The organism is Haloarcula sp. JP-L23, assembly GCF_011602445.1.
GTDB lineage: Archaea > Halobacteriota > Halobacteria > Halobacteriales > Haloarculaceae > Haloarcula > Haloarcula pellucida.
Map to the genome: position 1 here is coordinate 3193788 of NZ_CP050014.1, position 25563 is coordinate 3219350.

Genomic DNA, 25563 nt, shown 5'->3' on the forward strand with positions numbered 1-25563 from the left:
TAAATTTGCGCAAAATTTTTTGTTTAGGGAGATATCCATCATCATAGACCATTTGTGATATCGCATGACTGACAACGAAAACCAGGGTCTGACTGGCGTCTTATCGCGGCGAAACCTCATGCAAACGGTCGCCGGCCTCGGCGTCGCCTCCGTAGCCGGGTGTTCGGGTCTCGACAGCGGCGGTGGCGGCGGGACTGTCGACCCCGTACAGGACCGAGTGACTGTAGACCCCGCCGACATCAAGCGTGGCGGGACGTTCAGAGCGGCACTCGGGTCGGCAGTCGACACGTTCGACCCGCCCGAGAGTACCTCTGCGACGTCCTCGGTCCACCACAACCTCCTGTACGAGGGCATGACGACGACCGACGCCAGCGGCGAAATCTATCCGTGGCTCGCGGAGTCCTACGAACAGGTGGAGGTACAGGACATCAAGCGGACGGCCTACACCGACTACATGACGGAGGTGCAGTACGCCGAGACCGACGACGGGACGGTCTTCATCGATACGGACGAGCAGATCGTCGTGCAACACCCGGACAACCCCAGTGACCCGACAGCGGGCGACACCGCGCGCGTGATGACCGTCGCGGAAGTCGGCGACGCCATCGCCGACGGCACTTACGGGATGCAGTACCGGTTCCAGTTACACGAGGGGATCACGTTCCACAACGGTGAGGAACTGACCGCCGACAACGTCGTGGCCTCCTACGAGCGCCTCCGCGGGTCCGCCCTGTCCGGACAGGTGTTCGACTCGCTGCTGGACGTCCAGAGCGACGGCGACTACACGGTCGACCTGTACGTACAGATTCCCGACGCCGCCGCCATCCGCGAACTCAGCGACTTCAGCATCTACCCGACGGAGATAACCGGCAATCCCGGCCAACCCCAGAACGTCCCGCTGGGCCAGATGGACCCGCGTGAGAGCCACGAGCCGATGGGCACCGGGCCGTTCACGCTCACGGACTACGAGAGCGAGAGCTACGCGACGTACTCGAAGTTCGAGGACTACTGGTTCGACACGGCGATGAAAGACTGGTTCGAGGGACCGAGCGACTTCCCCAACGCCCCGGTGGTCGACGAGGTGGACATCGCCGTCACCAGCGACCCGTCGAAACGGGCCGGGTCGCTACAGGAGGGGGAAATCGACATGACCCGCGGCCTCTCCTCCAGTGCACAGACCAACTTCCAGAACTCCGAGGACTTCCGGACCGCACCGACCGACGGGGCCGGCTTCACCTTCATGCAGTTCCCCGTGACCCAGACGCCGTGGGACAACGCCAAACTCCGGCGCGCGGTGAACAAACTCGTCCCGCGAGAGAGCATCGCGAGCAACATCTTTCAGGGGTGGGAGAACCCCGCGTGGGTCCCGCTCCCGCCGCTCGCCGCCGGGAAGGGAACGACCGACTACGAGCAACTGGTCGAGGACCTGCAGTCGTACAACACCTACGACCCGGAGGCGGCCGCCGAGATGCTGGACGAAGTCGGCGAGGAGGCGGGCATCGAGTATCCCATCGAGGTCACCCTGGAGACCAACTCCGACAACAAGGACCGGGTTCGCACGGTCGAACTCATCGTCCAGTCGCTGAACCAGGAGATAAACGGGACGAAGTACTTCGACGCCTCCATCAACACGACAGAGTTCCTCACCTTCGTCAGCCAACTGCTCAGCAAGAACTACTACAAGAAGGGAAACATCGCGTTCATCGGCCTCTCCGGCGGCTTCGGCCCGCACGGGTACGCGAAGTCCATCCACCACCCCGACAACTTCGCGCAGTGCTGTAACTTCCAGAACGTCGATATCGACCGACTCAACCAGAAGCTCCGGAACGCGCGCTACGGCGTCGACGTGGCGACGGACCCGGAACTGCGTCAGGAGCGGTACGAAGAGGTCTGGGAGATCATCTTACAAGAGAACGCCAACTCCTACGGGACTCACAGCACCACCGTCGGCGTGGTTTCGAACGCCGTCAAGGGGTTCAACAGCTATCCCAGCGTACAGAACATCGTTGGGTACGGGCTTTACAACCCAGCCGACGAACAGATTACGTATCTGGACCGGTGAGCTTCACCCAGCATGAGCCTCCGTCGATTTATACTCAAGCGGGTGCTGTTGGTGTTCCCCATCCTGCTGGGGGTCTCGATAGTCACCTTCTCGCTGGTGAAGCTCACCCCCGGGAACCCGGTACAGGTCGCCATCGGACTGAACCCCGACATGGGTCCACAGGAGATTGCCCGCCTCAAGCAGCGATACGGCCTGACCCAGCCGGCGTGGAAGCAGTACCTCAACTGGCTGGGCGATATCGTCCTGCACGGCGACTTCGGGTCGACCTACGGCGCTCGCGAGCGAGCGGTCAGCGACATCATCGCCAACAGACTCCCCGAGACCGTCGTGCTGGGGCTGTTCGGCTGGGTGTTCGCACTCGCTATCGCCATCCCGACCGGAATCTACGCCGCCGTCCGGAAGGACGAACTGGGCGACCACGTCAGCCGGTTCGTCGCGCTGGCGGGCATCTCGCTGCCGAACTTCTGGCTCGGACTGATGCTCATTCTCGTCTTCGCGCTGGTGTTGAACCTCTTCCCGGTGAGCGCACCGCGAAAGCCCCTGTGGCACCCGGCGACGCTGTGGTACCTCCTGTTGCCCGGTATCACCATCGGGACGGCCTCGGCGTCGAACCTGATGCGCATCATGCGTTCCTCGATGGCCGAAGAGATGAACAAGGAGTACGTCACCGCCGCCAGAGCGAAGGGGCTGCCCGAGCGAACCGTCGTTCTGAAGCACGTCCTCCGGAACTCGCTCATCTCGGTGACGACCGTCGCCGCGTTCCTGACTGCGGCCATCGTCTCCGGGTCCGTCGTCGTCGAGCAGGTGTTCGGCTGGCCGGGACTGGGACGTGAACTCATCGCCGCCGTCAGGAACCGACAGGTCGACCTGATACTCGGTATCACGCTGTTTACCGGCGTCGCCATCATCCTGGCGAACCTGCTCGCCGACATTCTGTACGCGGTGCTGGACCCGCGGATACGATACGACTGACTATGTCTACGAAACGAGGACGCATCCGGATAACTGGATTCGACACGGACCGAGTCACCGACCGCGAGCGCCTCTCTGACTGGCGCGAGGAGGCGACGACTGGCGGGACCGACGGCCGATGGAAGCGCGCGTGGCGGCGGTTCAGGGAGAACAGAGCGGCGATGCTCGGCGTCTACACCGTCGCCATCATGTCGCTGCTGGCGCTGTTCTCACAGGAGGTCGTCGTCGCCGGCGTCCCGATCCAGCCGTTCTCCATCGCGCCCTACGAACCCGGCGAGATTCTCTACCTGCAGAACCCGAGCCTCGAACGGTTCAATCCGCCGACGCTCGCCCACCCGATGGGGCTCGACGCCAACGGCCGAGACATCTTCTCGCGACTGCTCGTCGGCGGGCGAATCAGCATCTCAATCGGCTTCGTCGTCGTGTGCATCACGGCGACCATCGGGATGGTCTACGGCGCTATCGCGGGCTACTACGGTGGCTGGGTCGACGAGGTGATGATGCGGTTCGTCGACGTCATCTTCGCGTTCCCGGGTCTGGTGCTGGCGCTGGTCATCGTGGCGCTACTGGGTGGCGGCTACTGGCCGCTCGTCGTCGCCTTTACCGTCCCCGGGTGGGCGAGTTACGCCCGCCTCATCAGGGGCGAGGTGCTGTCGGTCAAAGAAAACGAGTACGTGCTGGCCGCACAGGCGCTGGGCGCACGTGACCGGTCGGTCATCTTCCGACACATCGTCCCGAACGCGATGGCGCCGCTCATCGTGCAGGCGTCGCTCTCTATCGGGACCGTCGTCATCGGCGTCGCGGCACTGGGCTTTCTCGGACTGGGCTTCCCGCCCGGCACGCCCGAGTGGGGGACGATGCTCAACCAGACTCGCTCGACTATCATCACGGGGCCGGGCGGGACCATCCCGTGGTGGGTGACCGTCTTCCCCGGCGGTGCCATCTTCCTGTTCGTGATGGCGATGAACATGATCGGTGACGGCATCAACGACGCGCTTGACGCACAGGAGATAAGCGCCGCCGGCGCCGGAGGTACCGAATGACGCTCCTCGAAGTGAACGACCTCACGGTGACCTTCTACACCGAGGAGGGGGTCGTCACCGCCGTCGACGACCTCTCGTATCGCATCGAGAGCGGGGAGACGTTCGGCGTCGTCGGCGAGAGCGGGGCCGGCAAGTCCGTCACCGCCCTCTCGCTGATGCGTCTCATCGAGGAGCCCGGCCGCATCGAGAGCGGGGAGATTCTGTTCAGGGGCGAAGACATCCTGAAGATGAGCGAGTCCGAGGTTCGGTCGGTCCGTGGCAAGGAAATCGCTATGATATTTCAGGACGCCCAGACCGCGCTCAACCCCGTCTATTCGGTGGGCGAGCAGATATCGGAGGCGATTCGCCACCACCTCGGCTACGACGACGACGCGGCGCGGGACCGGACCGTCCAGTTGCTCGACCGGGTGGGCATCCCGGACGCCGAGAGCCGGTACGGCGACTACCCACACGAGTTCTCCGGCGGGATGCAACAGCGGGCCGTCATCGCGATGGCGCTGTCCTGTGACCCGGCCCTGCTCATCGCCGACGAACCGACGACGGCGCTGGACGTGACCACCGAGGCGAAGATCCTCGATCAGATTCAGGACCTCGCCGACGAGTTCGACACCGCCGTCCAACTCATCACGCACGACCTCGGCGTCGTCGCGAAGATATGCGAACGAGTCATGGTGATGTACGCGGGTCGGCCCGTCGAGAAAGCGAGCGTCGAGGACCTCTACTACGATCCGAAACACCCCTACACGGTCGGGCTGATGAGTTCGATTCCGCGCATCGGCGACGAGCGCGACCGCCTCCAGACGATTCCGGGGACGATGCCGGACCTCGTGGACGTGCCGCCGGGGTGTGCGTTCCACCCCCGGTGTCCGTACGCCGAGGAGTGTTGCGCCCGGAAACGACCGCCACTGGTCGACCCGGCGACGGGCGACGCGCCGACAGCGGCCGACGACCGGGCCGCGGCCTGTCTGGAGTACACCGGCGACCTGGAGAACGGCCTCGATTTCGAGGTCACCGTCGAGGGCGAGGACCCGCTCGTAGAGGAGGAACAGGATGCCCGGTGAGGACCCCATCCTCCGCGTGGAGGGCCTCGAGAAGTACTACGACTCGAGCAGCGGGTTCGTCGACGCCCTGCTGGGGAACGCCCAGCAGGTGAAGGCCGTCGACGGCGTCGATCTCGAACTCCACGAGGGCGAGACGCTGGGGGTCGTCGGCGAGAGCGGGTGCGGGAAGACGACGCTCGGCCGCGCGCTCCTGCGGCTGACCGAACCCACCGACGGGTCGGTGTACTACCGGGGCGACGACCTGACCGAACTGGGGTCCAGCGACCTTCGCGACCTGCGAAAGGACCTGCAGTACATCTTTCAGGACCCCTTCTCCAGTCTGAATCCCCGGCTGACCGTCGGCGACATCGTCGGCGAACCGCTGGACATCCACGGCATCGCCGAGGGCGAGGCCCGCGAACAGCGCATCTACGACCTGCTGGAGACGGTCGGGCTGAACCCCAGCCACACCAACCGCTACCCCCACGAGTTCTCGGGGGGCCAGCGCCAGCGTATCGGCATCGCCCGAGCGCTGGCCGTCGACCCGGAGGTCATCGTCTGTGACGAACCGGTGTCGGCGCTGGACGTCTCCGTGCAGGCCCAGATTCTGAACCTGCTGGAGGACCTACAGGACGAGTACGGCCTCTCGTACATCTTCATCGCTCACGACCTCTCCGTCGTCGAGCACATCTCCGACCGCATCGCGGTGATGTACCTCGGAGAGTTCGCCGAAGTCGGGACGACCGAGGAGGTGTTCGACCCGCCCTATCACCCCTACACGGAGGCGCTGCTGTCGGCGGTGCCGGAACCGGACCCGCTGTGGGAGGGCGACCAGATTTTCCTCCCCGGGGCGGTGCCGTCGCCGCTGAATCCGCCCAGCGGGTGTCGGTTCCACACCCGCTGCCCGAAGGTCATCCAGCCGGCGGCGTACGACCTCGAACAGCCGGCGTGGCGCGCGGTGATGGACCTGAAACTGCGGGCCGCCGAGGCCGACGGCGTCGACTCGCTGACCGCGGTCACCGAGGACGAACGCGCCGACCCCGAGTCAGCGTCCAGAGACGTCCTCGGCAGGCTAGTCCGCGAGGAGTTCGGCCTGCCGGACCGACTCTCCAACCCCGACGCCGAGGACGCCCTCTCGGCGGCCATCGACCGCCTCCACGACGGTGACGTCGAAGACGCCTCGGCGCAGTTGGACGAGGCGTTCGTCTCGCCCTGTGAGACCGACGAACCCAGAGCGGTCCAGACCGCCGATACCCACCGCATCGCCTGCCACCTCCACGACGACGACTACGCCGACGACCCGACTGACGTGACGGAGGGCGGCGACGCCGTCGCCGACGACTGACCACCCCAACGCTTTACAAATATCACGGGCTACGACCACCAATGCGCCGCATCTACGAGTCGGACGCGCTCGAACGGGACGACGACGCGTTCACGCCGCGTAGACGGGAGGAGACGCCCAAGCCGGCGGCGATGCGGTCGGTGCCCGGCGAGTCGCTGAGTCGGTACCTCGTCCCGGCGTGGCTTGCCCACCGTGCGATACGCGTCGCCGTCGAGACGCCGCAGTCGTCGTATCCGACCGAGACCGACGTCCCGGTGACGGTGACCCTTCGGAACGCGTTCCCGTTCCCCGTCAGCGTCCGTACCCGGACGCCGCGCCTGTGGACGTGGCACGTCGACGGCGCGCCCGAGGCCTCCCGAGTCCCCGAGTCGCTCCCCGAGGAGGAGCGCGTCTTCACGTTCGACCGGGGCGAGCGCAAGGAGTTCCGCCGGCGCTGGACGGGTCTGTTCAAAGTGAGCGAGACGGAGTGGGAGCCAGCGAAGCCCGGCGAGTACACCCTCGGCGCGTACGTCGACGTCGACGACGCCGCGGGGAAGGGACTGGCCGCCGAGACGACGGTGCGAATCGAACCGGAGTAGCCACCGAACGGCCCGAACTGGGGCGCGCACACGGCATACGCTTTTCACTATCGAGACGGTACCACGGACCATGCCTACTGGCGGGTCGTCGCTGCTCGGACGGATACGCGACCCCGAACACACTGGCGAGCGTCGGTGCTGGCCGTGTACCGTCGTCAACGTCGCCATCGCAGCCGTACTGAGCGGGCTCTCGACGCTCGTCGCCGTCGAACTCGCCGCGGTCGTCGCCGTCGTCTCGCTCGCGGCTATCGCCCTTCGGGGCTACCTCGTTCCGGGGACGCCGCGACTGACACAGCAGTACCTCCCCGAGCGTGTCCTGCGAGCGTTCGGAAAAGCGCCGGGCTACACGGACCCCGACGACTTCGAGGTGGTCCAGCGGGTCGAACACTACCGCCAGAACGCCGTCGACGCCGACGCGTTCCTCGCCGACGAGGGAATTGTGGCCGAGACTGACGACGGCCGCGAACTCACCGAGGCGTTCGCCGCCGCGCTCGGAGAACGACTGACTGCTCGACCCGCCGACGCCGACCTGACCGGACCGCTGGCGAGCGCCTTCGGGATCGACGCCGAGGACGTGACCGTCGACCGCGACCCACATCCCGCAGTGACCGTCGGCTACCGTGTCCGCGAGTGGCCCTCGTGGAGCGCGCTCCGCGTCGACGTGGCCGCACACGAAGCGCTCGCTGAGTGGACCGAGCGCTGGGCGGACCTGCCCCTCGAACAGCGCGTCGAGATGCTGGAGACGGTTCGCGCACACCGGACGGTCTGTCCGGCCTGTGGCGGCCCAGTCGAACGCGCCAGCGACGTCCAGACCTCCTGCTGTGGGGTTCACGAGGTGCTCGCCGTGGCTTGCACGGACTGTGGGGAACGCCTCGCCGAACTGAACCCCAGAACGCACGCCGGGACCATCGTGAGTTAGGACGGACCACTTTTGCGAGTCGGCGGTCGAAGGCCGCACATGGACAAGCAGGCGATTCGCGAGGCGGTGTGGGACGCGCTCGAAGAGAGCGGCGTCGCCCGGTTCCCGTTCCCACCCCACGACCGGATTCCGAACTACGAGGGGGCCGAACGGGCGGCCGAGCGCGCGACCGAGACGGCCGTCTGGGCGGACGCAGAGACGGTGAAAGCCAACCCCGACTCGCCGCAACTGCCGCTCCGCCGCGCGGCGCTGCGGGCCGGAAAGACCGTCTACATGGCTGTGCCGCGCTTGCGCGAGGAGCGGTGTTTCTACGAACTCGACCCCGACGAGTTAGACGACATCGAGGCCGCGCCGGCGGTGTCGAACGTCGCCGACCACGCCCGACAGGTGGGTCCCGAGGCCGTCGGCGACGTCGACCTCGTGGTGTCCGGATCGGTGGCGGTCACCGAAGACGGCGCTCGCATCGGGAAAGGCGAGGGCTTTAGCGATCTGGAGTACGCGGTCCTGCGGGAACTGGGACTCGTCTCCGAGACGACGCCGGTGCTGACGACCGTCCACGAACTGCAGGTGGTCGGCGGGCCCGACGGGGCCGTCGCCGACGTCGAGGTGCCCGTCGACGCCCACGACGTGCCGATGGACTACGTCGTGACGCCCGAGCGGACCGTCGAGACAGCGACGCCGTACGGCCGACCGAAGGGTGTCGACTGGGGGGCGCTCTCGCCCCAGCGAGTGGCCGAGATGCCGGTGCTGGCCGCGCGTGCGCCGGAAGGCCGATCAACTGAGTGAAAAATCGTCACCCACATCGATTTAGGGCATTACGTCTAAAGGACGCTATGAACGACGCCGAGGCCGAGAACGACTCACTCGGATACGGCCACGGCACCCGACGTGTGGTCTACGTCGACGCCGACGCGGACGCCGCGGCAGCAGTCGGGAGCGCGTTGACTGCCTCCAGCGACGGTATCGAAGTCCTGACGGCAGAGAGCGTCACCGAGGCGTGCGAACTCGTCGCCGAACACGCCGTCGAGTGTCTCGTCACGGAGTACACGCTCCCGGACGGTACCGGGGTAGACCTGCTGTGGAGTCTCCGGGACCGATACCCGGATCTGCCGGTCGTGGTGTTCACCGACGACGGGAGCGAGGCTATCGCCAGCGACGCCATCGCCGCCGGTGCGACGGAGTACGTTCTCAAGGATCCGCTGGACGAACAGATAGCCACGCTGATCGACCGGGTTCACACGGCGATGACCGAACAGTCCGACCGTGAAGCCATCCTCGGACGGATGACCGACGCGTTCTTCGCGCTGGACGAGAACTGGCGGTTCACCTACCTCAACGAGCGCGGCCGAGAGATACTCCGCGAGGCCGCAGACGTGACAGACGCCGCCTCGAAACTGGTGGGCCGTCGAATCTGGGACGTCATTCCGGAAGTCGTCGACACGGAGTTTTACGACGTCTACCACCGCGCGATGGAGAGCCAGAAACCCGAATCGCTCGAAGCGTACTACGAACCCCTCGACACGTGGTTCGACGTCAGAGCGTACCCCTCCGAGACCGGCCTCTCCGTGTACTTCCGAGACGTGACCACTCGACGGGAGCGGGAGGACTCGCTCGCCGAACGGGAAGAGATTCTCACGGAGATGTACCGCGTCATCGCCGAGAAAGAGACCCCGTTCGGGGAGAAGGTCGAACACCTCCTCGAAGTCGGCCGGGACGCCCTCGGAACGGAGTTCGGCGCACTCTCGCGTGTCGAGGGGTCCGACTACGTCTTCGAGGCCGTCATCGACCCCACCGGACAAACACAGACGGGCGACGTGGTTCCGCTCGGGTCGACCAACTGTGAGCGGGCCATCGTCAAACGGGAGACCCTCGTGCTGGCGGACATCGCCACAGAGGCGCCCGAACTGGCCGACCGTTCCGGGTTCACCGAGATGGGCATCGCCTGCTACATCGGGATGCCGGTGGTCGTCGACGGCGAGGTGTACGGGACGTTCTGTTTCTACGACCGCAACCCCAGACGCGAGGCGTTCGCCGACTGGGAAGTCACGCTGGTTGAGTTGATGGGTAACTGGATAAGCTACGAACTGGAGCGCGAACGGCGCGAGCGCGAACTCACCCGGGAGCGCAACCGACTGGACGACTTCGCAAGCGTCGTCTCACACGACCTGCGCAACCCCCTCAACGTCGCCACCGGCCACCTCGAACTCCTCACCGAGGAGTACGACGGGGACCCCGACCACGTCGTGGGGCTCCAGCGAGCGCTGACCCGGATGGACACGCTCATCGACGACGTACTCGCCCTCGCTCGCTCGGGCAATCAGGTCGTCGAGCCGAGCGACGTGGAACTGGGACCCCTCTGTGAGCAGGCGTGGGCCGTCATCGAAAACGACGGAGCGACCCTCACCGTCCCCGACCAGTCGGTGACCGTCTCGGGCGACGACAGTCGTCTCCGCCAACTGTTCGAGAACCTCTTTCGAAACAGTGTCGAACACGGCGGCCCCGGCGTCACCGTCCGCGTCGGCGTCCTGTCGAACGGTGACGGCCTCTACGTCGCCGACGACGGCCCCGGCATCCCCGTCGACGAGCGCGAGTCCGCGTTCGAGAGCGGCTACACCACCAACGGCGACGGGACGGGGCTCGGTCTCAGAATCGTCGAGGAGATAGCGGAGGCCCACGGCGCACGAGTCACGATAACCGAAAGCGAGAGCGGCGGGGCGCGGTTCGAAATCCGCGGCCTCGACGTCGAGTGAAGCCGGCAGGCGGCGGACACACGCTTATGGACGTGTAGACTCAAATACATGATATGGCACACCAGCCAGAGCGACCACAGGAGTACGTCTGCGAGCAGTGTCACGCCGTCGTCGCTGGGACCGTCCACGGCGACCCGCCGGACCACAGTTACACGCCGCCGGACGAGTGTGCGGCCTGTGGTGGGTCCGGGTTCGTCGAGATACAGAACTATCCGTCGATGCGGGACTAGTCGTCCAGTTCGGCCACGCAGTCCCGGATGAGGCCGTCGAGGTTCTCGGGCAGGGTCGGATGGTACGCCCGGTCGGGCAGGTCACGCACGTCCAGTCCCATCTCGACGACGATCTGCATCGTCTTCGCGAAACTGTCGGCGTGGTAGTGCAGGCCCTGCCAGCCGAGGACGGTGCCGTCCTCGGCGTCGACGACGAGTTTTGCGAGCCCCTCGGGCACGTCCTTCGACTTGAACACGCCGTCGTCGCTCGCCTGCCGGGTCGCCGTCACGACGTCGTAGCCCGCCTCGCGGGCCGTCTCCTCGTTGTGGCCCACGCGGGCGAAGGGGTAGATGCCCAGTCCCGAGAAGATGACGTGGTGGTGGACGTTCTCGTAGGCCTGTGGCTCCGCCCCGGCCTCCTGTCGCAGGATGTTCTCGGCGGCGGTAAAGCCCTGCTCTTTGGCGACGTGGAGGATGGGTTCCTTCTCGTTGACGTCGCCGACGGCGTAGACGTGGTCGGCGTCCACCGTCTGCATCGTCTCGCGTACCCAGTCGCCCTCGGCAGAGACGGACGTGTTTTCGAGGCCCAAGCCCTCGAGCGTCGGGCGGCGGCCGGTAAAGAGGAATAGCTGGTCGGCCTCGTAGGTGTCCTCTGTGCCGTCCTCGAACTCGACGTGCAGGCGGACACCGCCGTCTGCCGTCTCTTCGAGTTCACACTCATAGCAGTTCGTCGGAATCGTGATGTCCCAGTTGTCCTCGTAGATCTGTCGGGCCTCGTCGCCGAAGGCGGGGTCGGCCTCGTCGATGGGCCGGTCGTCGTGTTCGATGACCGTAAGTTCCATCCCGCCGGCCTCGGCGAGGTAGGGGACCATCTCCATGCCGATGTAGCCAAAGCCCATCACGATGCCCGAGTCGGGGAACTCCGTGGCGTGGAGCACGTCTTTGCTCGTCATGAAGTCCACCTCGTCGATGCCCGGCAGGTCCGGGACGTTCACCGAGGACCCGGTGGCGACGACGACGTAGTCGGCCTCGTACTCCTCGCCGCCGGCCCGAACCGTGTGGTCGTCGACGAACGTGGCCGTGTCGTGGACGAACTCCACGTGGTCGCGTTCGGCCATCTCGTGGATGGAGTCGCGCCGGTGGCCCGCCCAGCCACGTGTGCGCTCGTTCTTCGTCTCGACGACGGCCTCCAGGTCGACGTCCGGTACGTCGCCGACCAGTCGCTGGTCGTGTCGCGCCTGGAACCGGTGAGCGCCTGCGGAGAGCACCTCTTTCGAGGGCATACAGCCTTCGAGGATACAGAGGCCGCCGCCGGGGTCACCGTTGTCGATGAGCGTGAGTTCGATTCCGTCCGCTTCGACGAGTTCGCCGGCGACGGCCGCGCCAGCGCTCCCGTACGCGCCGATGATGACGACGTGGGTCATATCGGTAGGCTAGCGGTGGCTCCGGATAAAGGCTTCAGTGGCGTGTAGCCGAGAGGCAAAACCGGCAGACGCGTCAGTCGTCGCCCTCGGTCGGTTTCACTGGCTGCTGGGGGCTCCCGAGGTCGAACAGACGCTGGAGCGGTTGGTCGTAGTTGGTGACGCCGTCCCAGACGACCAGCACCGACGGGAGCAGGAACACCGACGTGAGGAACGCGTAGACGATGGAGATGCCGGTGAGGATGCCGAACTGTCCCAGCGCCGGGAAGATAGCGAGGGCCAGCACGCCGATGCCGGACGTGGTCGTGAGCATGCTCCCCAGTAGCGCGCCGCCGGTCCCGCGGACCGTCGCCTCCAGTGCCTGCTGGAGGGGTTTCTGGTGTATCTCGTCGGCGAACCGGTGGGTGACGTGGACGGAGTAGTCCACGCCGAGACCGATGGTGATAGCGAGGATGGTCGCGGTGATGGCGTTGAACGGGATGCCCAGATACCGCATCGTCCCGGCGATGAGACAGACGGTGACGACGATGGGCACGAGGTTCGCCACGCCCAGCGAGGGCCGGCCCTCGAAGAGTCGGTAGACGAGGACGAGATAGATGCCGGTCCCGGCGAGTGCCACCGCGAGCGAGGTGATTGCCGATTCGAGGATGAGGTTGGAGACGGCCTGAAAGACGACGATACTCCCGGTGGCGACGGCGGTATAGCGGAACTCGTTCGCCAGCGCCTGCGTGTCGTCGGTCACCGCACCGTTGTCCGCGTCGGCCTCGACAGTGTAGACGATGCGGGCGTTCCGGTAGTCGTCACCGAGGTACTGGAGCGTCCGATCGCGCGAGGAGGAGTCGAGCAGGTACTCGTATACCGCACCGATGTTGTCGTCGGGGACGCCGTTGTCGTTGGCGTCGTTGCGCTCGACGAGACGGCGGAACTCGGGGTCCCGCGCAGCGCGGTCCTGGATGACGGTGACGATAGACGTCGCCTTCGCCCGGCCGTCTTCCCGGACGAAGGTATCCGGCGGGTCCTCGCTAGCGCGGTAGATGGACTCCAGCGCCCCGTCCTGTCGCATCGGCCGCTCTAAGTACACCGTCGTCTGTCCGCTCTGTGTCGACCCGAAGTTGTCTTCGAGGAAGTTTATCTGCTCGGTGACGGTGTAGGTGCCCGGCCTGAACGGCTCGGGCAACTGCATGAGGTAGTCGGGGTTCTCCTCGGGCGGGAGGAAGTCCGTCTGGTCGAACGTCGTGGAGATGTCCGTCGCGTACGCGCCGGACCCGGCGCTCAGCAGGAGCATCAGCGCGAGGAACACCAGCGGCGCGCGATTGGCCACGGTGATACCGCCCTCCAAAATTCGCGCCAGTGCACCACCTTCCTCACCGAGCGGATGGGTGCTGAACGTCGGGATGGGGTACCGCTCGCGCAACCGGTCGATCTCCACCTTCGCAGCGGGGAGGAAGATACCGAACAGGAGGAACGTGAACGTGATACCGATGGCCGCGACGGCGCCAAAGTCCCGAATCGGTGGGAGCGCACTCGTGAGGTTCGCCGCGAAGCCGATGATGGTCGTCCCGGTGACGATGAAGAACGCGACGATGAGTTGGTCGGTCGTGATGCGCATCGACTTCTCGAGAGAGGCCCCCGCCTGGCGCTCCTCCCTGTAGCGGTTGATTGCGTGGATACCGAAGTCGATACCCACCGCTAACAACAGCGGCGGGACGGCGATGAGCATCTGTGAGAACGGGATGCCCGCGAGCCCCATGAACCCGAACGTCCAGATGATGGCCATCAGCAGGGTGACCATCCCCAGAACCAGGTCCGCGAGGTCGCGGTAGGCGACGACGAGGAAGAAGATGATGAACAGCACGGCCGCCGGGACCACGAGCAACAGCGAGTCGACCAACACGCGGGAGTTCTCGTCGGCGATGATACCGCTCCCGAAGACGGTGATACTGCCGTGGGCCGCCGACTGGACGACGTAGTCGGCCCGGTGCTGGATACCCGTCAGCGGACTGGAACCGCCCTGACCGGACCCCGAGGAGATGCCAGCGGGCACCTCGTGGGTCGCGAGGCCGATGGTCGCCGAAGCCGAGGCGGACCCCCGGTTGAAATCGGTACTGACCAGCGACGTGAATCGAGGGTTCTCGTCGGCCGCGGTCCGGACCGCCGCGTCGATTTCGCTCTCGGTGGCCGACTCGACGGCTCGAATCTGTGCCTCGGTCGAGGTGGCCGTCGGGTCCAGCTTGGTGGCGACGATACTGGCCGCGCTGGAGGTGCTCTGTACCCTGAGGTCCGGCTTCTGTTCCATCCGATGCTGGGACCTGAGCATCCGCAACAGCCCGTCCTTCGAGAGTACGTTGTCGCCGCGCTGGATGAGCTGTGTCGACCCGGTATCAGGCGAGAACGCGGGCGAGAACTCCTGGTTGACCTGCTCGAAGGCCTCCTCTGCCGGGAGGCCGGTCGTGAACTGCGAGGTCCCGGCGTTGGTCGAGATGTTGCCCAGTCCGGCGGTAAAGATCAGCGTCGCGACTAGGAAGACGGCGACGACCCGACGGGAGTCCTCGACGATGCGGTCGTCTATCCAGTCGATGTACCGCTGATACTCCATCTTATCTGAACCTGAAGTAGCCGCCGATAGCCAGTACGGCCACTAGCGCGACGCCGCCGATAGTCGCGAGCGGCGTCCCACCGCCGCCACCAGACGTGACGCCGATGGCGACGCGGTAGGTGTCCGAGACCGGTGTGTCACCGTCGGGTTCCTCGTACCGGAAGTCAAGCGAGACGGGGTAATCTTTCTGCATCGCCCCGCCGCTCGCGCTGATACCGAAGCGCAGCGTCGTCGACTCGCCGGGTTCGAGGCGGTCGATGTACGCCTCGTCGTCCGTGACCGAGATGGGCGAGTCGGCGAACAGCTTCGCCGAGATGTCGGTCAGCGGCACGTCTTCCGCGTTAGTCACGGTGAGTTCGATGGTCGCCGTACCGCCAGCGTCGACCGTCGTGTTGGCGGACTCGATGTCGAACTCGTCCTCGCTGGCCGCGACGTCGGTCCGGACCTCCATCGTATCGCTCTCACGGCGGTCACCGTTGTCGTCGCGGTACACCGCGGTGAAGTCGAACTGTCGCGGGCCGGCGTCGGCGCTCTCGGAGGCGTCGACGCCGAAACTCACCGTCGCTGACTCGCCGGGTTCGAGGTTCCCGACGGCGTACTGGGTCTCCTGTGGCGAGAGGTTGCTGTGATCGCTGTTCCAGTTCAGGACGACGTTCCTGACCGCACGCGGACCGTCGTTGGTCAGCGTGGCTTCGAGTCGACCGTCTTCGCCGGCCTGCAGAGTAGCGGTCACGTTCGAGAGGGAGAATCGCTGCTCCGGCCGGGGCTGGAGGCCCAGCGAGAGGCCCTCGTCGACGCCCGCGTCACCCTCCGGGTCCTCGTACTGGACCGACGTCGAGAGGGCGTACTGGCGCGTCTCGGCGTCGGGACTGGCCGTCGCGTCGACGACCACGGTCCGGGTCTCGCCGGGTGCCCACGTTCCGACGTACTGCGTAGTCGAACTCGACTTACCGAAGGTGATATCGGAGCTCTGTGAGGTGACCGTGACCGTCGCGTCGCGGACCGTCACCGGACCGTCGTTTCGGAGGGTCACCGCGTAGGAACCGGTGTTGTCGACCGCGACGGCGTTCGACGTGTTCACGACCGAGAACGTCTGTTCTGGCTGCGGTGCGATACCGACCGACGAGCCGACGGACTGCTTTCGGGCGCCGTCCGCGTCGTCGAACGTGGCCGAGAGGTCGAACTGATAGGGTTCCGATTCGGCGTTCTCGGAGGCGCTCACGCGGTACCGGAAGGTCCGCTGTTCGCCGGTCTCCCAGACGTCGACGTACCGCGAACTCTCCGTGCCGCCACCGACGCCGAGGTCGCCACTCCGACTGGCGAGCGTCACGGCGGCGTCACGCGCGACCTCGTTGCCCGTGTTCTCTACGGTGACGGCGACCGTTCCGGTCGACCCGACGCGGGCGTTGGACTCGACGTTCGTCACGTCGAAGGTCGCGTCGTCGGTGACGCGAACCGTGACCATCGCGGTTCGCGAGACTTCGTTCTCGTCGCGGCTCCCGTCGCTCTCGGAGATATAGCTCGTGTGTTCGTACTCCAGTTGCACCGGTATCTGGTACTTGCCGGGGTTTGCGTCCTCGTCGATACTGACGTCGAACGAGACCGTCTTCGAGGGCCCCTGCGGGAGCGTCCCGAGCGACTGCCGGGAGGTCGTGACGGATACCGGCGCACCGCCCGATTTCACGTCGACCGTCAGTCCGCGAGCAGTCGTCACCTCGCTGTTCAGGCTCGGGTTGCTCGCAGATCCGGAGTCGAGGTCTCCGCTGTTGACGAGGACCACGTCGAGCGTGGTCTCCTCGCCCGGCGAGACGGTGTTGTCAGCGAACGTCACGTCGATGTCGGGACTCCCGCTCACCGCGGCGGCAGCGGTACCGGCGGATAGCAAGAGCGCGACGACGGTCAGCGTCAGTGGTGTTCGGAGTCTCATTGAGTGGGGACAGTGATAGAGGGGAGTTCGTCGGCCGATGCAGGGATCGTTGGGACGGGCAGGTCCGTGTTCGGGCCTTTAGAGTCGTCGAACCCGAACCTCCAATCGGTCATCTCGTATCGAACGAACGTTCGGTCAAATATCAACGTTCCGGTTAACGACTGGTACGAAGCACTTTAGTCTACCAAACGAATATTCGGTCGGGATGACCGACGCGTTTCCGTTCGCGGGCGAACCCGAGGACTCACACGAGGCGATAATGCGTGCGACGTTCTGTGCACTGCAAGAACACGGCTACGCAGGACTCTCTATCCAGCGTATCGCCGACAAGGCAGACCTCAGCAAGTCGACGTTCTACCACCACTTCGACGGGAAAGAGGATCTGCTGCTCTCGTTCCTCGAGTTCACCCTCGAAGAGTTCGACCGCGTCTTTCAGCTAGAGTCGTCCGGTGACCCGGCGACAGACCTCCAGACGTTCTTCGGCCTCCTCCTCGGGGACTTCCCCACGGCCGACGGGATGCCAGAACAGGAGGACGTACTGGCGACGTACGTCGAGTTGCGGGCGCAGGCAGTCCGTAACCCGGACTTTCGGGCGAAGTTCACGGAGACGGACCAGGAGTTCACCGACCGTATCGCCGCTCTCATCGAGGAGGGTAGCGAGGACGGTACGTTCAGAGACGTCGACGCCGAACGCACCGCACAGTTCCTGTTGACCACGCTAGAGGGAATCACGCTCCAGAACGCGACGCGAGACGACAACCCGCTCCCGCAGATGCGCGAGGCCATGGAGTCCTACATCGAAAACGAACTGCTGGTCGAGGACCACGCCGAGTCGTAGCCATCCGGTTTCGTCGGCGTCGCTGGCCGGCCGTGACGCCGACGCCTCCCCGACCGAGGCATCGTGTACACCTGTTGCTCGCTGTCATCGCTCTCAAGCTACTTCGCGACGGACTGAGCTCCCTTCTGATTACCCGGAGTTCCGGCCGATATCGCGGTACGTCTCGACGATGTCGTCGAAGTCGTCGAGTTCGGTCCGAAGCTGCCACTCCAGTTCGTCGGCGCGCGCTTTGAGCGCGGTGTACTCGCTGCTGTCTTCGAGCTGTGACACCGACTTCTCGGCCTCCAGCACGGCTATCTTCGACGTTATCTCGAAGAACTCGTCCAGTCGCTCGTCCTCACCAGGTGAGTCGAGATGCTGGTCGAGCGTCGACAGTAAGGTCTCCCGGTCGACCGGTTTCCTGAGATAGTCGTCGAATGCCATCTCGAGGATGTTCAGATCCGGATCCACGGCCGTCAGCATGATGATAGCGCCCTCGTAGCCTCGCTCACGGAGTCGATCGAGGACCTCGTCACCGTGTACGTCCGGCATCCGACGGTCCAGTAGAATCGCGTCCACGTCCGGTCCGGCCAGTTCCAGCGCTGCCTCGCCCCCGTACGCGACGCTCGTCTCGTAGCGCTCGCGGAGTCGAAGCGCCTGCGTGTCCGCGATGTCGTGTTCGTCGTCGACAATCAGGACATGCCCACGTCTGTCTGTGCCGGGGGACACGTCCCTCCCGTAGGACGGAGAGACGCATATGTCTTATCGCCCGGCGGCGTCTCGAAAAAGGTTAACTCGTGGCCCGTCGACTCCGAAGTAGGATGGACGACACCTCCGGTAACGGCGCCGCGGCGTCCGGACGATTCGGGAGCCTCGCTGTCGTCGTCGGCTACATCGGCGCCGGAGCGATAACGCTCGCTGTGCTCATACTCGGCGTCGACACAGTAGCTGCTCTCCCCGTCTCGCGAGCGGTCGGACTCGGTCTCGGCGTCGCACTCGGCGGTGGTCTCGGCGCCGTGGTTCACTTCCTCCAGACTGCGGACGACGTCGAGATAGCGGACGAGACGATGACCGTCGACGTCGACGACTCGTCCGTACCGGCGCCACAACCCGCGGACCTCTTTGACGGTCACCCGGATCCCGTCCTCTACTACGCGAACGAGGGCCACGGGCCGGTGATTCGAGCGGCCAACGAGGCGTTCGCCGCGACGTTCGGCGTTCCGGCCGACCAACTGGCGGGAACACCACTCTCCGAGGCAGTGCTCGTTACCGGTGCCGAGACGGCAGAGGAAACACAGCTAGATACGGACGGGTTCGACACCGTCGTCACCTGCGAGACTGACAGTGGGGCGGCGTCGTTCCGACTCAGGACTGTCGCTGCCGAGACGAGCGGGTACGTCCTCTACACCCCGCTAGACGACTGAAGGCGAGTTAGCTCGGCCGGCGGCCGATCTCTTTGAACGCGGTGTCGATGCTCTCGAACTCCGAGAGCGCCTCGTCCATCTCCGATTTGAGTTCCTCCACACGTCGTTCGAGCGACTCGATACCGTCGCTGTCTTCGAGTGTCTGCGGGGTCTTCTCGTCTTCCAGCAGCGCGAGTTTCGACGTGGCTTCGAGATACTCCGCGAGTCTGTCATCGTACCGGCGCGCGGCCAGTTGCTGGTCGATAGCCGCCACGAGGTCCGATTTCTCGACCGGCTTACAGAGGTAGTCGTCGAACGGCATGTCGATGATGTCGAAGTCCGGGTCCACCGCCGTTATCATGATGACGCGGGTCGGGATGTCGCGTTCCCGTATCTCCGCGAGGACGTCGTCGCCAGAGATGTCTGGCATCCGTCGGTCCAGTAGCACGACGTCGACGTCCTCGTCGACCCGGGCGAGTGCGGCCTCGCCACCGTAGGCCGTCTCTGTCTCGTACTGGTTGCGGAGACGCAACGCATAGACGTCTGCGACCTCTTCCTCGTCGTCTACGACGAGAACGGTCGCATCCGCAGTGGAGTCTGACACGATATTGTCTACTGCTAGCTGCGTACATATAACTATTCGTCACCGTCTGAGCCCCGGTACTGCCGGTCGGGAGCGGTGTCGAGGGCCGTCTCGGTGTGTGCCAACGAGCGGTGACGGAACGGAACTTTAAAGATTGCGTCACGGCCAGATTCGGGATAGGAATGCTCGCGCCACCGCTGCAAGTCATCGACAGCTTCCTGCTGAACTACACCATCGGTGATATCCTGCTCTTGGGGTTCGTCGTGGGCGCTGTCGGCATCCTCCCGATGCGCTCGCTCCGGATGCTGGGCGTCCACACCATCGCGATGGGTGCCCTGCTCCTCATCACGCCCGCAGCAGCGATGGAACCGAACGCCGGCAGCGTCCTCGCCTCGTCGTTCCAGTACAAACTGTTCGGGCTGGTACTGCTCGCCGTCGCGCCGGTCCTCTACGCCGTTGGCCGCCGCTAACCCAGTTTCCCCAGCGCGGTGAAGAAATCGAGCGGTGGCCCGGCCAGCCGGATCGGTTCGCTCGCCCGCGACAGCGTCACGCGCTCCGGCGGTGTTATCTCCTCGCGGACCCGTCCGTCACTGACCACGACGCCACTTTCTGCATCCGTCAGCGTCACGACCACGTCGCTGTCCGCGTCGACGACCAGCGGCGGCATCCCGTCGACCTCGGCCATCCCCGTCACGACGAGGCCCGCGACGTCGGGGTGGACGAGCGGCCCGCCCTCGCTGAGGTTGTACGCCGTCGACCCCGTCGGCGTCGCGACGAGTACCCCGTCGGCGTGCCCGCTGGTGTACAGCGACCCGTCGACGCGCACCTCGAACGTCCCGCCACCGCCGGAACCGCGGTGGGACCCCTGCACGACCACTTCGTTGAGCGCCGGAGAGAGCGCCCATCCGGGGCCGCTGGCCCGTAGCCGCGGCATCGCTCGCGTGCGGGCACTGCCGGTCTTCTGGATGTGTTCGACCTCGGCGACCACCGTCTCGACGGCCTCCTCGGGCGCGAGGGCGTTGAGAAAGCCGACTTCGCCGAGGTTGACGCCCATGAGCGGCGTCGACCCGGCACCGCGGGCGGCATAGAGGAAGGTACCGTCCCCGCCGATGCTGACGACGAGGTCACAATCACGCATCTCCTCGACCGGGCGACTCGACGGTTGTGACGCGTCCCACGCCTCGTGGTCGTTTAGGGCCGCTCCGGTCGTCTGGTCTACGGCCACCGATTCCCCCACCTCGGCGAGGCGGCCGGTCAGCCTGCTTGCGAGCGACATCGCCCGGTCGTTGTCTCGCTGGGCGACGATACCGACGGTCATTGCCCGTGTGTTTTCCGCGAGCGGGTATAAACCCTCCACGACGGCAAGGTTATATTTATCTGGGCGAGAACGTCACTCCATGGCCCGGGTCTGTGGCCGGTGGTCGGGGCGATGAGTGACGACGAGCGACGGGACGACGACTGGTTCGAGAGCGCTGTCCAGGGCGAACCCGAAGACGATACCGACGCCGACGACACGGAGCGCGAGGAGTCGACCGACGCGGAGCGTGGCGACGGTCCATTCGACGATTCCGGCGGCGACAGTCCGTTCGGGGACGCTGGTGGCGACAGTCCGTTCGACGATTCCGGCAGCGACAGTCCGTTCGACGATTCCGGCAGCGACAGTCCGTTCGACGATTCCGGCAGCGACAGTCCGTTCGACGATTCCGGCAGCGACAGTCCGTTCGACGATTCCGGCAGCGACAGTCCGTTCGAGGACGCTGGCGGCGACAGTCCGTTCGGGGACGCTGGTGGCGAAGGCCTGTTCGACGACGACTTCTCGTCGGCCTTCGAGTCCGCCGGCGACCCCGGTGGCGGCGGTGGCGCAGACTTCGCGGACGAGGACTTCGACTCCGACATCCCGCGCATCGACGTCGGTATCGAGGGGCTCGACCGGATGATACAGGGCGGGATTCCCCGCCGGCACCTCCTCGTCACTATCGGGTCGGCGGGCACCGGGAAGACGACGTTCGGCCTGCAGTTCCTCCACCACGGCCTCCAGAACGGCGAGAGCTGCGTGTTCATCACGCTCGAACAGTCGCACGAGGCCATCATGGACACCGCCGACGACCGCGGGTGGGGGTTCGAGGAGTACGAGGCCGAGGGTCGACTGGCCGTCGTCGACCTCGACCCGGTCGAGATGGCGAACAGTCTCGACAACATCCGGGGCGAACTCCCCGACCTCATCGAGGACTTCGGCGCGGACCGACTGGTGCTTGACTCCGTCTCGCTGCTCGAGATGATGTACGACAAGCCCTCGAAGCGCCGGACCGAGGTGTTCGACTTCACGCGGTCGCTGAAGGACGCCGGCGTGACGACGATGCTCACCTCCGAAGCCAACGAGGACAACCCCTACGCCTCCCGCTACGGCGTCATCGAGTACCTGACCGACGGCGTGTTCATCCTCCAGTACGTCCGCTCGGAGACCCGCGAGACCCGTCTCGCCGTCGAGATTCAGAAGATTCGGAACGCGAATCACTCCCGAGAGACGAAACCCTACGAGATAACCATGGACGGCATCAGCGTCTACCAGCAAGCAAACATCTTCTGACGGCGGGACCGGAGTCGGCGTGATTCGAGACGCCGACGCCATCACGGACCACACGTATCACGACCGGCCGTGTGATTTTAAGCCGCTGCCTGTCGAGTCACCGCTATGGTGCTGCTCGTTCCCTTCGACGGTTCGGAGCTCTCACAGGCCGCCCTCGAACGCGCGACGGAGTTCTCCGAGTACACCGGTGAGGACGTCCTCGCGCTGGTCGTCATCCCCGACGAACCTGACTACGCTTTGGAGCGCAACTGGCTCAACCCGAACGACCCCTTCGATCCGGACGACATCGCCGACACCTTGCGTGAGCGCGTCGCCGAGATAGCGCCGGAGGCGGAGTTCCGCGCGGAAGTCCCGGAAGACGTCAGTTCGATGGCCTCCATCACCACCGACGTGGTCCGGACGATTCGGTCGGTCGCCCACGACGTCGACGCGTCTATCGTCTTCGTCGGCAGCGAGAACGCCGGCCGCGTCTCGACGCCCGTCTCCAGCGTCGGTGCCCCCGTCTCCGAGGACCCGCGATACGACATTCACATCGTGCGACACGCGTAATCGCGGCAGGTGAGCCGCGATTGCGCACGCCTGAGTGTCGGCGATGTGGCCGGCGCTTTGTCACGCGTAATCGCGGCAGGAGAGCCGCGAAACAGCGGCGTATAGGTAGCCTCGGCCGTCAGCGGATGACCGTCACGGGCACCGTCGCCCGGCGGACCACCGTCTCGGCGACGCTCCCGAGCAGGATTCGCGAGACCCCGGAGCGCCCGTGACTCCCCATCACGATCTGGTCGATGTCGTGGTCGTCGGCGTAGTCGACGATGGTCTGAGTCGGCCGGCCGACCTCCAGCACTCGCTCGACTGTTTCGACGCCGGCGTCGTGGGCCGCCGCTTCGAGGTCGTCGAACAGCGACTCGGCGGCCGCCTTCTTCTGCTGGTACCACTCCTCGGAGAAAGAGGGAACAGACGCCTGCGCGCTGTACCCGGCCTCGGCCGGGTTGATGACGTGTAAGAGGACGACCGTGGCGTCGGGGTAGTTGTCGACGACGAACTCGGAGGCGGCCTTCGCCTGGTCGGACCCGTCGACGGGGACCAGAATGCGCTTTCCCATACACTCCCTGCCCGCGGCCGGCGGCTTGAATCTTCGGCCTGTGACAGCGACTGCGTCAGGGGACGCGCAATCGGACCGTCCACAGCGACCGAACGGCGTCGGCCAGCGCGTCCTCCGGGTCGCCCGTCGCGTCGACGGTCCGGGTAACAGCGGCGTCGGCCTCGAACTCGTGGATGACCGACCCCTCGCCGACGACGTAGAGGGTGTCGGGGTCGACCTCCTCGATGGCGGCCCGACAGCGTTCGAGGTGGGTCGCTATCTGCTGGTCGCGCAACCGTTCGAACCGGGACTGGGAGAACCCGCCCTTCGAGTGCTGGCTCTTGAGGTCGGCGTCGAATCCGTGTAACGCGGTGCGCTCGCCGTCCTCGTAGGTACCGAGCGCGAACAGGTCCGAGCGGACGAGCGCCACGGCGTACGTCCCGGTCGGTTCGAACCACGACCGTTCCAGTTCGACGCCGTCGCTCCACGTCGCGAAGGGTTCGGGCGGCACCGGGACCGAGAGACAGGCCGACAGCAGGCCGGCGTCGTCAGTCACCGCGAGACACGGGGCGGCGCGGGCGACCAGCGACGCGCGGTCACCGAAGGCGTCTCGGACGGGGCCGGGTAAGTGGCTCTCGTCGGCGACGTAGGCGGTGAAGACGCCCTCTGGCTCGCTCTCGACCGACGAGAGTCGGTCCAGTATCTCGCCGACTCGCCGGCCGTTGAGTCGGTCCTCGGCGCGGTAGGCGTACTCGCCGTCGTCGGCCTGCAGTCGCTCGACGCGGTCCTCGAGTTCGGTAACGCGGTCCTCTAGCCGGTTGACCTCGGCCTCGGCCTGCTGTCTGGCCGTCGACGCCTCGGCGCGCCGCTCTTCTTCCGCGTCGAGTTGCCGTTCGAGGTGGCGTTTCTCCGCTTCGAGGTCAGCGACGCGCTCTTTGAGCGAGGCACGCCCCAGCAACCGGTCCAGCATCGACTGGACTGCGGACTGGGACGGGCTTAAAAGTGGTTGCCCTCAGACGGCGCTATCGGGCAGCGCCGACGTCGTGTCGGTTACCGACAGCAGTTGGGCCGCGTGGTCCGCCTTCGCGAGGAACACCTCACGAAGGCTGGGCGGGTTCCGCACGTTCGCAGATTCGAGCACCTCGTCGGGGACGGCAAGGGTATCGGCCGGTACCCGGTCGTCGCCGTGGACCGGGAAGTGTCGGGAGCCGAGTTTCATTACGAGCGGGAGGTCTGTGCGTTCGACTCCCTCGCCAGAGGCGTACAGTTGCTGGTTGACTCGCTCGTGTTGGTCCCGACACATCGCGGCCGCCCCGTCCTGACGTGGTTCGACGTAGAGGCGACCGAGGTAGTAGCCGCGGGAGAACTGTTCGAACATCGGTACGGTCGTACGTGTGGTAGTCACACACATAAGCTTTCGCCGATACCCTTTTCCCGTCGGGCTTTCAGGCCGTAGCTCTCGCCGCGCCGGGACCGATAGGGTTTCTGCCGGGCGGGGCCGAGAGGACCCCATGGACAACGAGCGGGGGCCGTTGCCGCGTCGCTACGCGCGGTACTATCTGGAGAACACGCCGAGTCTCGTGTGGCTGGTCGTCATTAACGTTGTGGGAATCCTCGTCGGCGTCCGATACTACGTCGATACGATGCCCGGCGTCTCGACGTTCCTCTGGCCGCTGTACGCCGATTCGCCGACCGCCCTGTTCCTCCTGACGCTGTCGCTCGTGACGCTGCTCCCGTTTCTCGGGCGCTCGCTCGACGACGTGCCGGTGAACCTGCCGCTGGCGTACCTCCACACTATCGCGCTCGTGTGGCTCCTGAAGATGGGTGTGTGGACGTTCGTCGCCCTGAACCTCGGCTTTAGCGCGTACTTCCCGGAGCCGTGGGCGTACTTCGGTATCATCGTGACCCACGTCGGATTCATCGCGGAGGGGCTGTTAGTCCCTCACTACGCCCGAACGACTCGCGGTGCGCTGCTGACGGCGCTGGTCGTTGCACTCGGCAACGACATCGTTGACTACGGCTTTGGCTACTACCCGCCGCTCCGGTACGATCCGGGCCTCACGCTCGTCGTCGCGACGGTGGCGCTGTCAGTCCTCTCGGTCGGGGTGGCATGGAAAATCATGCCGAGGCTGGACGAGCAAAGGTCCTAAACGCTCTTGGACCGTCTGCGCTCGTTTCAGACGGTGCTGAACGGAGCGAACGAAGGGGCCGCTTTTTAGGGTGGGTCGGCAAT

At 65.6% G+C, this 25563-nt stretch carries 25 protein-coding genes; 16 read left to right on the top strand and 9 right to left on the bottom strand.

Going from position 1 to position 25563, the window contains the following annotated elements; all coding sequences use genetic code 11:
* The first annotated feature begins 64 nt into the window (after positions 1–64).
* The 10 genes from G9465_RS16740 (at position 65) to G9465_RS16785 (ending at position 10939) form a co-directional block, all read left to right on the top strand.
* Complete coding sequence (locus G9465_RS16740) at positions 65–2062, top strand: ABC transporter substrate-binding protein (RefSeq protein ID WP_227015596.1); 1998 nt, start codon at positions 65–67, stop codon at positions 2060–2062.
* Between the two features lie 12 nt (positions 2063–2074).
* Positions 2075–3034: an ABC transporter permease gene (locus tag G9465_RS16745; protein ID WP_166972047.1), complete on the top strand. Its 960-nt coding sequence runs from the start codon at positions 2075–2077 to the stop codon at positions 3032–3034.
* A 2-nt stretch (positions 3035–3036) separates the two neighbouring features.
* Complete coding sequence (locus G9465_RS16750; protein WP_166972049.1) at positions 3037–4077, top strand: ABC transporter permease; 1041 nt, start codon at positions 3037–3039, stop codon at positions 4075–4077.
* Entirely contained in the window at positions 4074–5138 is a 1065-nt protein-coding gene (locus G9465_RS16755; RefSeq protein WP_166972051.1) for an ABC transporter ATP-binding protein, read from the top strand. Before G9465_RS16750 ends, G9465_RS16755 begins: the two co-directional genes overlap by 4 nt.
* Positions 5128–6462, top strand: a complete 1335-nt coding sequence (locus tag G9465_RS16760) for an ABC transporter ATP-binding protein (protein ID WP_166972053.1) — start codon at positions 5128–5130, stop codon at positions 6460–6462. The genes G9465_RS16755 and G9465_RS16760 overlap by 11 nt, the downstream gene beginning before the upstream one ends.
* A gap of 41 nt (positions 6463–6503) precedes the next feature.
* Complete coding sequence (locus G9465_RS16765; protein ID WP_166972055.1) at positions 6504–7040, top strand: hypothetical protein; 537 nt, start codon at positions 6504–6506, stop codon at positions 7038–7040.
* Between the two features lie 70 nt (positions 7041–7110).
* Complete coding sequence (locus G9465_RS16770) at positions 7111–7959, top strand: hypothetical protein (protein ID WP_166972058.1); 849 nt, start codon at positions 7111–7113, stop codon at positions 7957–7959.
* 39 nt (positions 7960–7998) lie between these two features.
* Positions 7999–8745: a 5-formyltetrahydrofolate cyclo-ligase gene (locus G9465_RS16775; protein ID WP_166972060.1), complete on the top strand. Its 747-nt coding sequence runs from the start codon at positions 7999–8001 to the stop codon at positions 8743–8745.
* 47 nt (positions 8746–8792) lie between these two features.
* A complete protein-coding gene (locus G9465_RS16780) occupies positions 8793–10709 on the top strand; it encodes an ATP-binding protein (protein WP_166972062.1) in 1917 nt (638 codons plus the stop codon).
* Between the two features lie 53 nt (positions 10710–10762).
* Entirely contained in the window at positions 10763–10939 is a 177-nt protein-coding gene (locus G9465_RS16785) for a hypothetical protein (RefSeq protein WP_166972064.1), read from the top strand.
* On the opposite strand, the gene G9465_RS16790 is transcribed toward G9465_RS16785, so the two are convergent.
* From G9465_RS16790 to G9465_RS16800, 3 genes are all read right to left on the bottom strand, one after another.
* Complete coding sequence (locus G9465_RS16790; RefSeq protein ID WP_166972066.1) at positions 10936–12342, bottom strand: NAD(P)/FAD-dependent oxidoreductase; 1407 nt, start codon at positions 12340–12342, stop codon at positions 10936–10938. The genes G9465_RS16785 and G9465_RS16790 overlap by 4 nt on opposite strands.
* A 73-nt stretch (positions 12343–12415) precedes the next feature.
* Positions 12416–14935: an RND family transporter gene (locus tag G9465_RS16795; protein WP_166972068.1), complete on the bottom strand. Its 2520-nt coding sequence runs from the start codon at positions 14933–14935 to the stop codon at positions 12416–12418.
* 1 nt (position 14936) lies between these two features.
* A complete protein-coding gene (locus G9465_RS16800) occupies positions 14937–16862 on the bottom strand; it encodes a COG1361 S-layer family protein (RefSeq protein ID WP_166972070.1) in 1926 nt (641 codons plus the stop codon).
* A gap of 205 nt (positions 16863–17067) precedes the next feature.
* On the opposite strand from G9465_RS16800, the gene G9465_RS16805 reads away from it, so the two are divergent.
* A complete protein-coding gene (locus tag G9465_RS16805) occupies positions 17068–17700 on the top strand; it encodes a TetR/AcrR family transcriptional regulator (protein WP_166972072.1) in 633 nt (210 codons plus the stop codon).
* Between the two features lie 129 nt (positions 17701–17829).
* Here the strand turns inward: G9465_RS16805 and G9465_RS16810 are convergent, their stop codons facing one another.
* The gene (locus tag G9465_RS16810) at positions 17830–18408 is read right to left on the bottom strand and encodes a HalX domain-containing protein (RefSeq protein WP_166972074.1); all 579 of its coding nucleotides are present in this window, start codon (positions 18406–18408) and stop codon (positions 17830–17832) included.
* 92 nt (positions 18409–18500) lie between these two features.
* Between G9465_RS16810 and G9465_RS16815 the strand changes: the two genes are divergently transcribed.
* Positions 18501–19103, top strand: a complete 603-nt coding sequence (locus tag G9465_RS16815; RefSeq protein ID WP_166972076.1) for a hypothetical protein — start codon at positions 18501–18503, stop codon at positions 19101–19103.
* 7 nt (positions 19104–19110) lie between these two features.
* Here the strand turns inward: G9465_RS16815 and G9465_RS16820 are convergent, their stop codons facing one another.
* Positions 19111–19686 (bottom strand): response regulator, encoded by a 576-nt coding sequence (locus G9465_RS16820; protein ID WP_166972078.1) that lies wholly within the window; start codon positions 19684–19686, stop codon positions 19111–19113.
* A 161-nt stretch (positions 19687–19847) separates the two neighbouring features.
* On the opposite strand from G9465_RS16820, the gene G9465_RS16825 reads away from it, so the two are divergent.
* Positions 19848–20135: a hypothetical protein gene (locus G9465_RS16825; RefSeq protein WP_166972080.1), complete on the top strand. Its 288-nt coding sequence runs from the start codon at positions 19848–19850 to the stop codon at positions 20133–20135.
* Here G9465_RS16825 and G9465_RS16830 read toward each other — a convergent pair.
* Complete coding sequence (locus G9465_RS16830) at positions 20132–20983, bottom strand: NAD(+)/NADH kinase (protein WP_166972082.1); 852 nt, start codon at positions 20981–20983, stop codon at positions 20132–20134. The two genes, G9465_RS16825 and G9465_RS16830, sit on opposite strands and share 4 nt — an antisense overlap.
* A 111-nt stretch (positions 20984–21094) precedes the next feature.
* On the opposite strand from G9465_RS16830, the gene G9465_RS16835 reads away from it, so the two are divergent.
* Together G9465_RS16835 and G9465_RS16840 are read left to right on the top strand one after the other, a co-directional pair.
* A complete protein-coding gene (locus tag G9465_RS16835; RefSeq protein ID WP_166972085.1) occupies positions 21095–22252 on the top strand; it encodes a KaiC domain-containing protein in 1158 nt (385 codons plus the stop codon).
* A gap of 105 nt (positions 22253–22357) precedes the next feature.
* On the top strand, positions 22358–22801 hold the full coding sequence (locus G9465_RS16840) for a universal stress protein (protein ID WP_166972087.1): 444 nt from the start codon (positions 22358–22360) through the stop codon (positions 22799–22801).
* A 118-nt stretch (positions 22802–22919) separates the two neighbouring features.
* On the opposite strand, the gene G9465_RS16845 is transcribed toward G9465_RS16840, so the two are convergent.
* Genes G9465_RS16845 through G9465_RS16855 form a run of 3 tightly spaced genes read right to left on the bottom strand, consistent with a single transcriptional unit; the run spans position 22920 to position 24708 of the window.
* On the bottom strand, positions 22920–23351 hold the full coding sequence (locus G9465_RS16845) for a universal stress protein (RefSeq protein ID WP_166972089.1): 432 nt from the start codon (positions 23349–23351) through the stop codon (positions 22920–22922).
* Between the two features lie 55 nt (positions 23352–23406).
* Positions 23407–24300 (bottom strand): Vms1/Ankzf1 family peptidyl-tRNA hydrolase, encoded by an 894-nt coding sequence (locus G9465_RS16850; protein ID WP_166972091.1) that lies wholly within the window; start codon positions 24298–24300, stop codon positions 23407–23409.
* A gap of 42 nt (positions 24301–24342) precedes the next feature.
* Entirely contained in the window at positions 24343–24708 is a 366-nt protein-coding gene (locus G9465_RS16855) for a DUF5802 family protein (RefSeq protein WP_166972093.1), read from the bottom strand.
* A 133-nt stretch (positions 24709–24841) separates the two neighbouring features.
* Here G9465_RS16855 and G9465_RS16860 point away from each other — a divergent pair, with 133 nt between their 5' ends.
* Complete coding sequence (locus tag G9465_RS16860) at positions 24842–25480, top strand: DUF1405 domain-containing protein (RefSeq protein ID WP_166972095.1); 639 nt, start codon at positions 24842–24844, stop codon at positions 25478–25480.
* Positions 25481–25563: the final 83 nt, after the last annotated feature.

Excerpts from the sequence above, each read along its gene's own strand:
- G9465_RS16800 (WP_166972070.1), bottom strand. The coding sequence starts at position 16,862 with ATGAGACTCCGAACACCACTGACGCTGACCGTCGTCGCGCTCTTGCTA.
- G9465_RS16770 (WP_166972058.1), top strand. The coding sequence starts at position 7,111 with ATGCCTACTGGCGGGTCGTCGCTGCTCGGACGGATACGCGACCCCGAA.
- G9465_RS16815 (WP_166972076.1), top strand. The coding sequence starts at position 18,501 with ATGGACGACACCTCCGGTAACGGCGCCGCGGCGTCCGGACGATTCGGG.
- G9465_RS16760 (WP_166972053.1), top strand. The coding sequence starts at position 5,128 with ATGCCCGGTGAGGACCCCATCCTCCGCGTGGAGGGCCTCGAGAAGTAC.
- G9465_RS16850 (WP_166972091.1), bottom strand. The coding sequence starts at position 24,300 with ATGCTGGACCGGTTGCTGGGGCGTGCCTCGCTCAAAGAGCGCGTCGCT.
- G9465_RS16765 (WP_166972055.1), top strand. The coding sequence starts at position 6,504 with ATGCGCCGCATCTACGAGTCGGACGCGCTCGAACGGGACGACGACGCG.
- G9465_RS16805 (WP_166972072.1), top strand. The coding sequence starts at position 17,068 with ATGACCGACGCGTTTCCGTTCGCGGGCGAACCCGAGGACTCACACGAG.
- G9465_RS16750 (WP_166972049.1), top strand. The coding sequence starts at position 3,037 with ATGTCTACGAAACGAGGACGCATCCGGATAACTGGATTCGACACGGAC.
- G9465_RS16855 (WP_166972093.1), bottom strand. The coding sequence starts at position 24,708 with ATGTTCGAACAGTTCTCCCGCGGCTACTACCTCGGTCGCCTCTACGTC.
- G9465_RS16745 (WP_166972047.1), top strand. The coding sequence starts at position 2,075 with ATGAGCCTCCGTCGATTTATACTCAAGCGGGTGCTGTTGGTGTTCCCC.
- G9465_RS16780 (WP_166972062.1), top strand. The coding sequence starts at position 8,793 with ATGAACGACGCCGAGGCCGAGAACGACTCACTCGGATACGGCCACGGC.
- G9465_RS16860 (WP_166972095.1), top strand. The coding sequence starts at position 24,842 with ATGGACAACGAGCGGGGGCCGTTGCCGCGTCGCTACGCGCGGTACTAT.
- G9465_RS16795 (WP_166972068.1), bottom strand. The coding sequence starts at position 14,935 with ATGGAGTATCAGCGGTACATCGACTGGATAGACGACCGCATCGTCGAG.
- G9465_RS16785 (WP_166972064.1), top strand. The coding sequence starts at position 10,763 with ATGGCACACCAGCCAGAGCGACCACAGGAGTACGTCTGCGAGCAGTGT.
- G9465_RS16790 (WP_166972066.1), bottom strand. The coding sequence starts at position 12,342 with ATGACCCACGTCGTCATCATCGGCGCGTACGGGAGCGCTGGCGCGGCC.
- G9465_RS16825 (WP_166972080.1), top strand. The coding sequence starts at position 19,848 with ATGCTCGCGCCACCGCTGCAAGTCATCGACAGCTTCCTGCTGAACTAC.
- G9465_RS16740 (WP_227015596.1), top strand. The coding sequence starts at position 65 with ATGACTGACAACGAAAACCAGGGTCTGACTGGCGTCTTATCGCGGCGA.
- G9465_RS16830 (WP_166972082.1), bottom strand. The coding sequence starts at position 20,983 with ATGACCGTCGGTATCGTCGCCCAGCGAGACAACGACCGGGCGATGTCG.
- G9465_RS16840 (WP_166972087.1), top strand. The coding sequence starts at position 22,358 with ATGGTGCTGCTCGTTCCCTTCGACGGTTCGGAGCTCTCACAGGCCGCC.
- G9465_RS16835 (WP_166972085.1), top strand. The coding sequence starts at position 21,095 with ATGAGTGACGACGAGCGACGGGACGACGACTGGTTCGAGAGCGCTGTC.
- G9465_RS16775 (WP_166972060.1), top strand. The coding sequence starts at position 7,999 with ATGGACAAGCAGGCGATTCGCGAGGCGGTGTGGGACGCGCTCGAAGAG.
- G9465_RS16845 (WP_166972089.1), bottom strand. The coding sequence starts at position 23,351 with ATGGGAAAGCGCATTCTGGTCCCCGTCGACGGGTCCGACCAGGCGAAG.
- G9465_RS16755 (WP_166972051.1), top strand. The coding sequence starts at position 4,074 with ATGACGCTCCTCGAAGTGAACGACCTCACGGTGACCTTCTACACCGAG.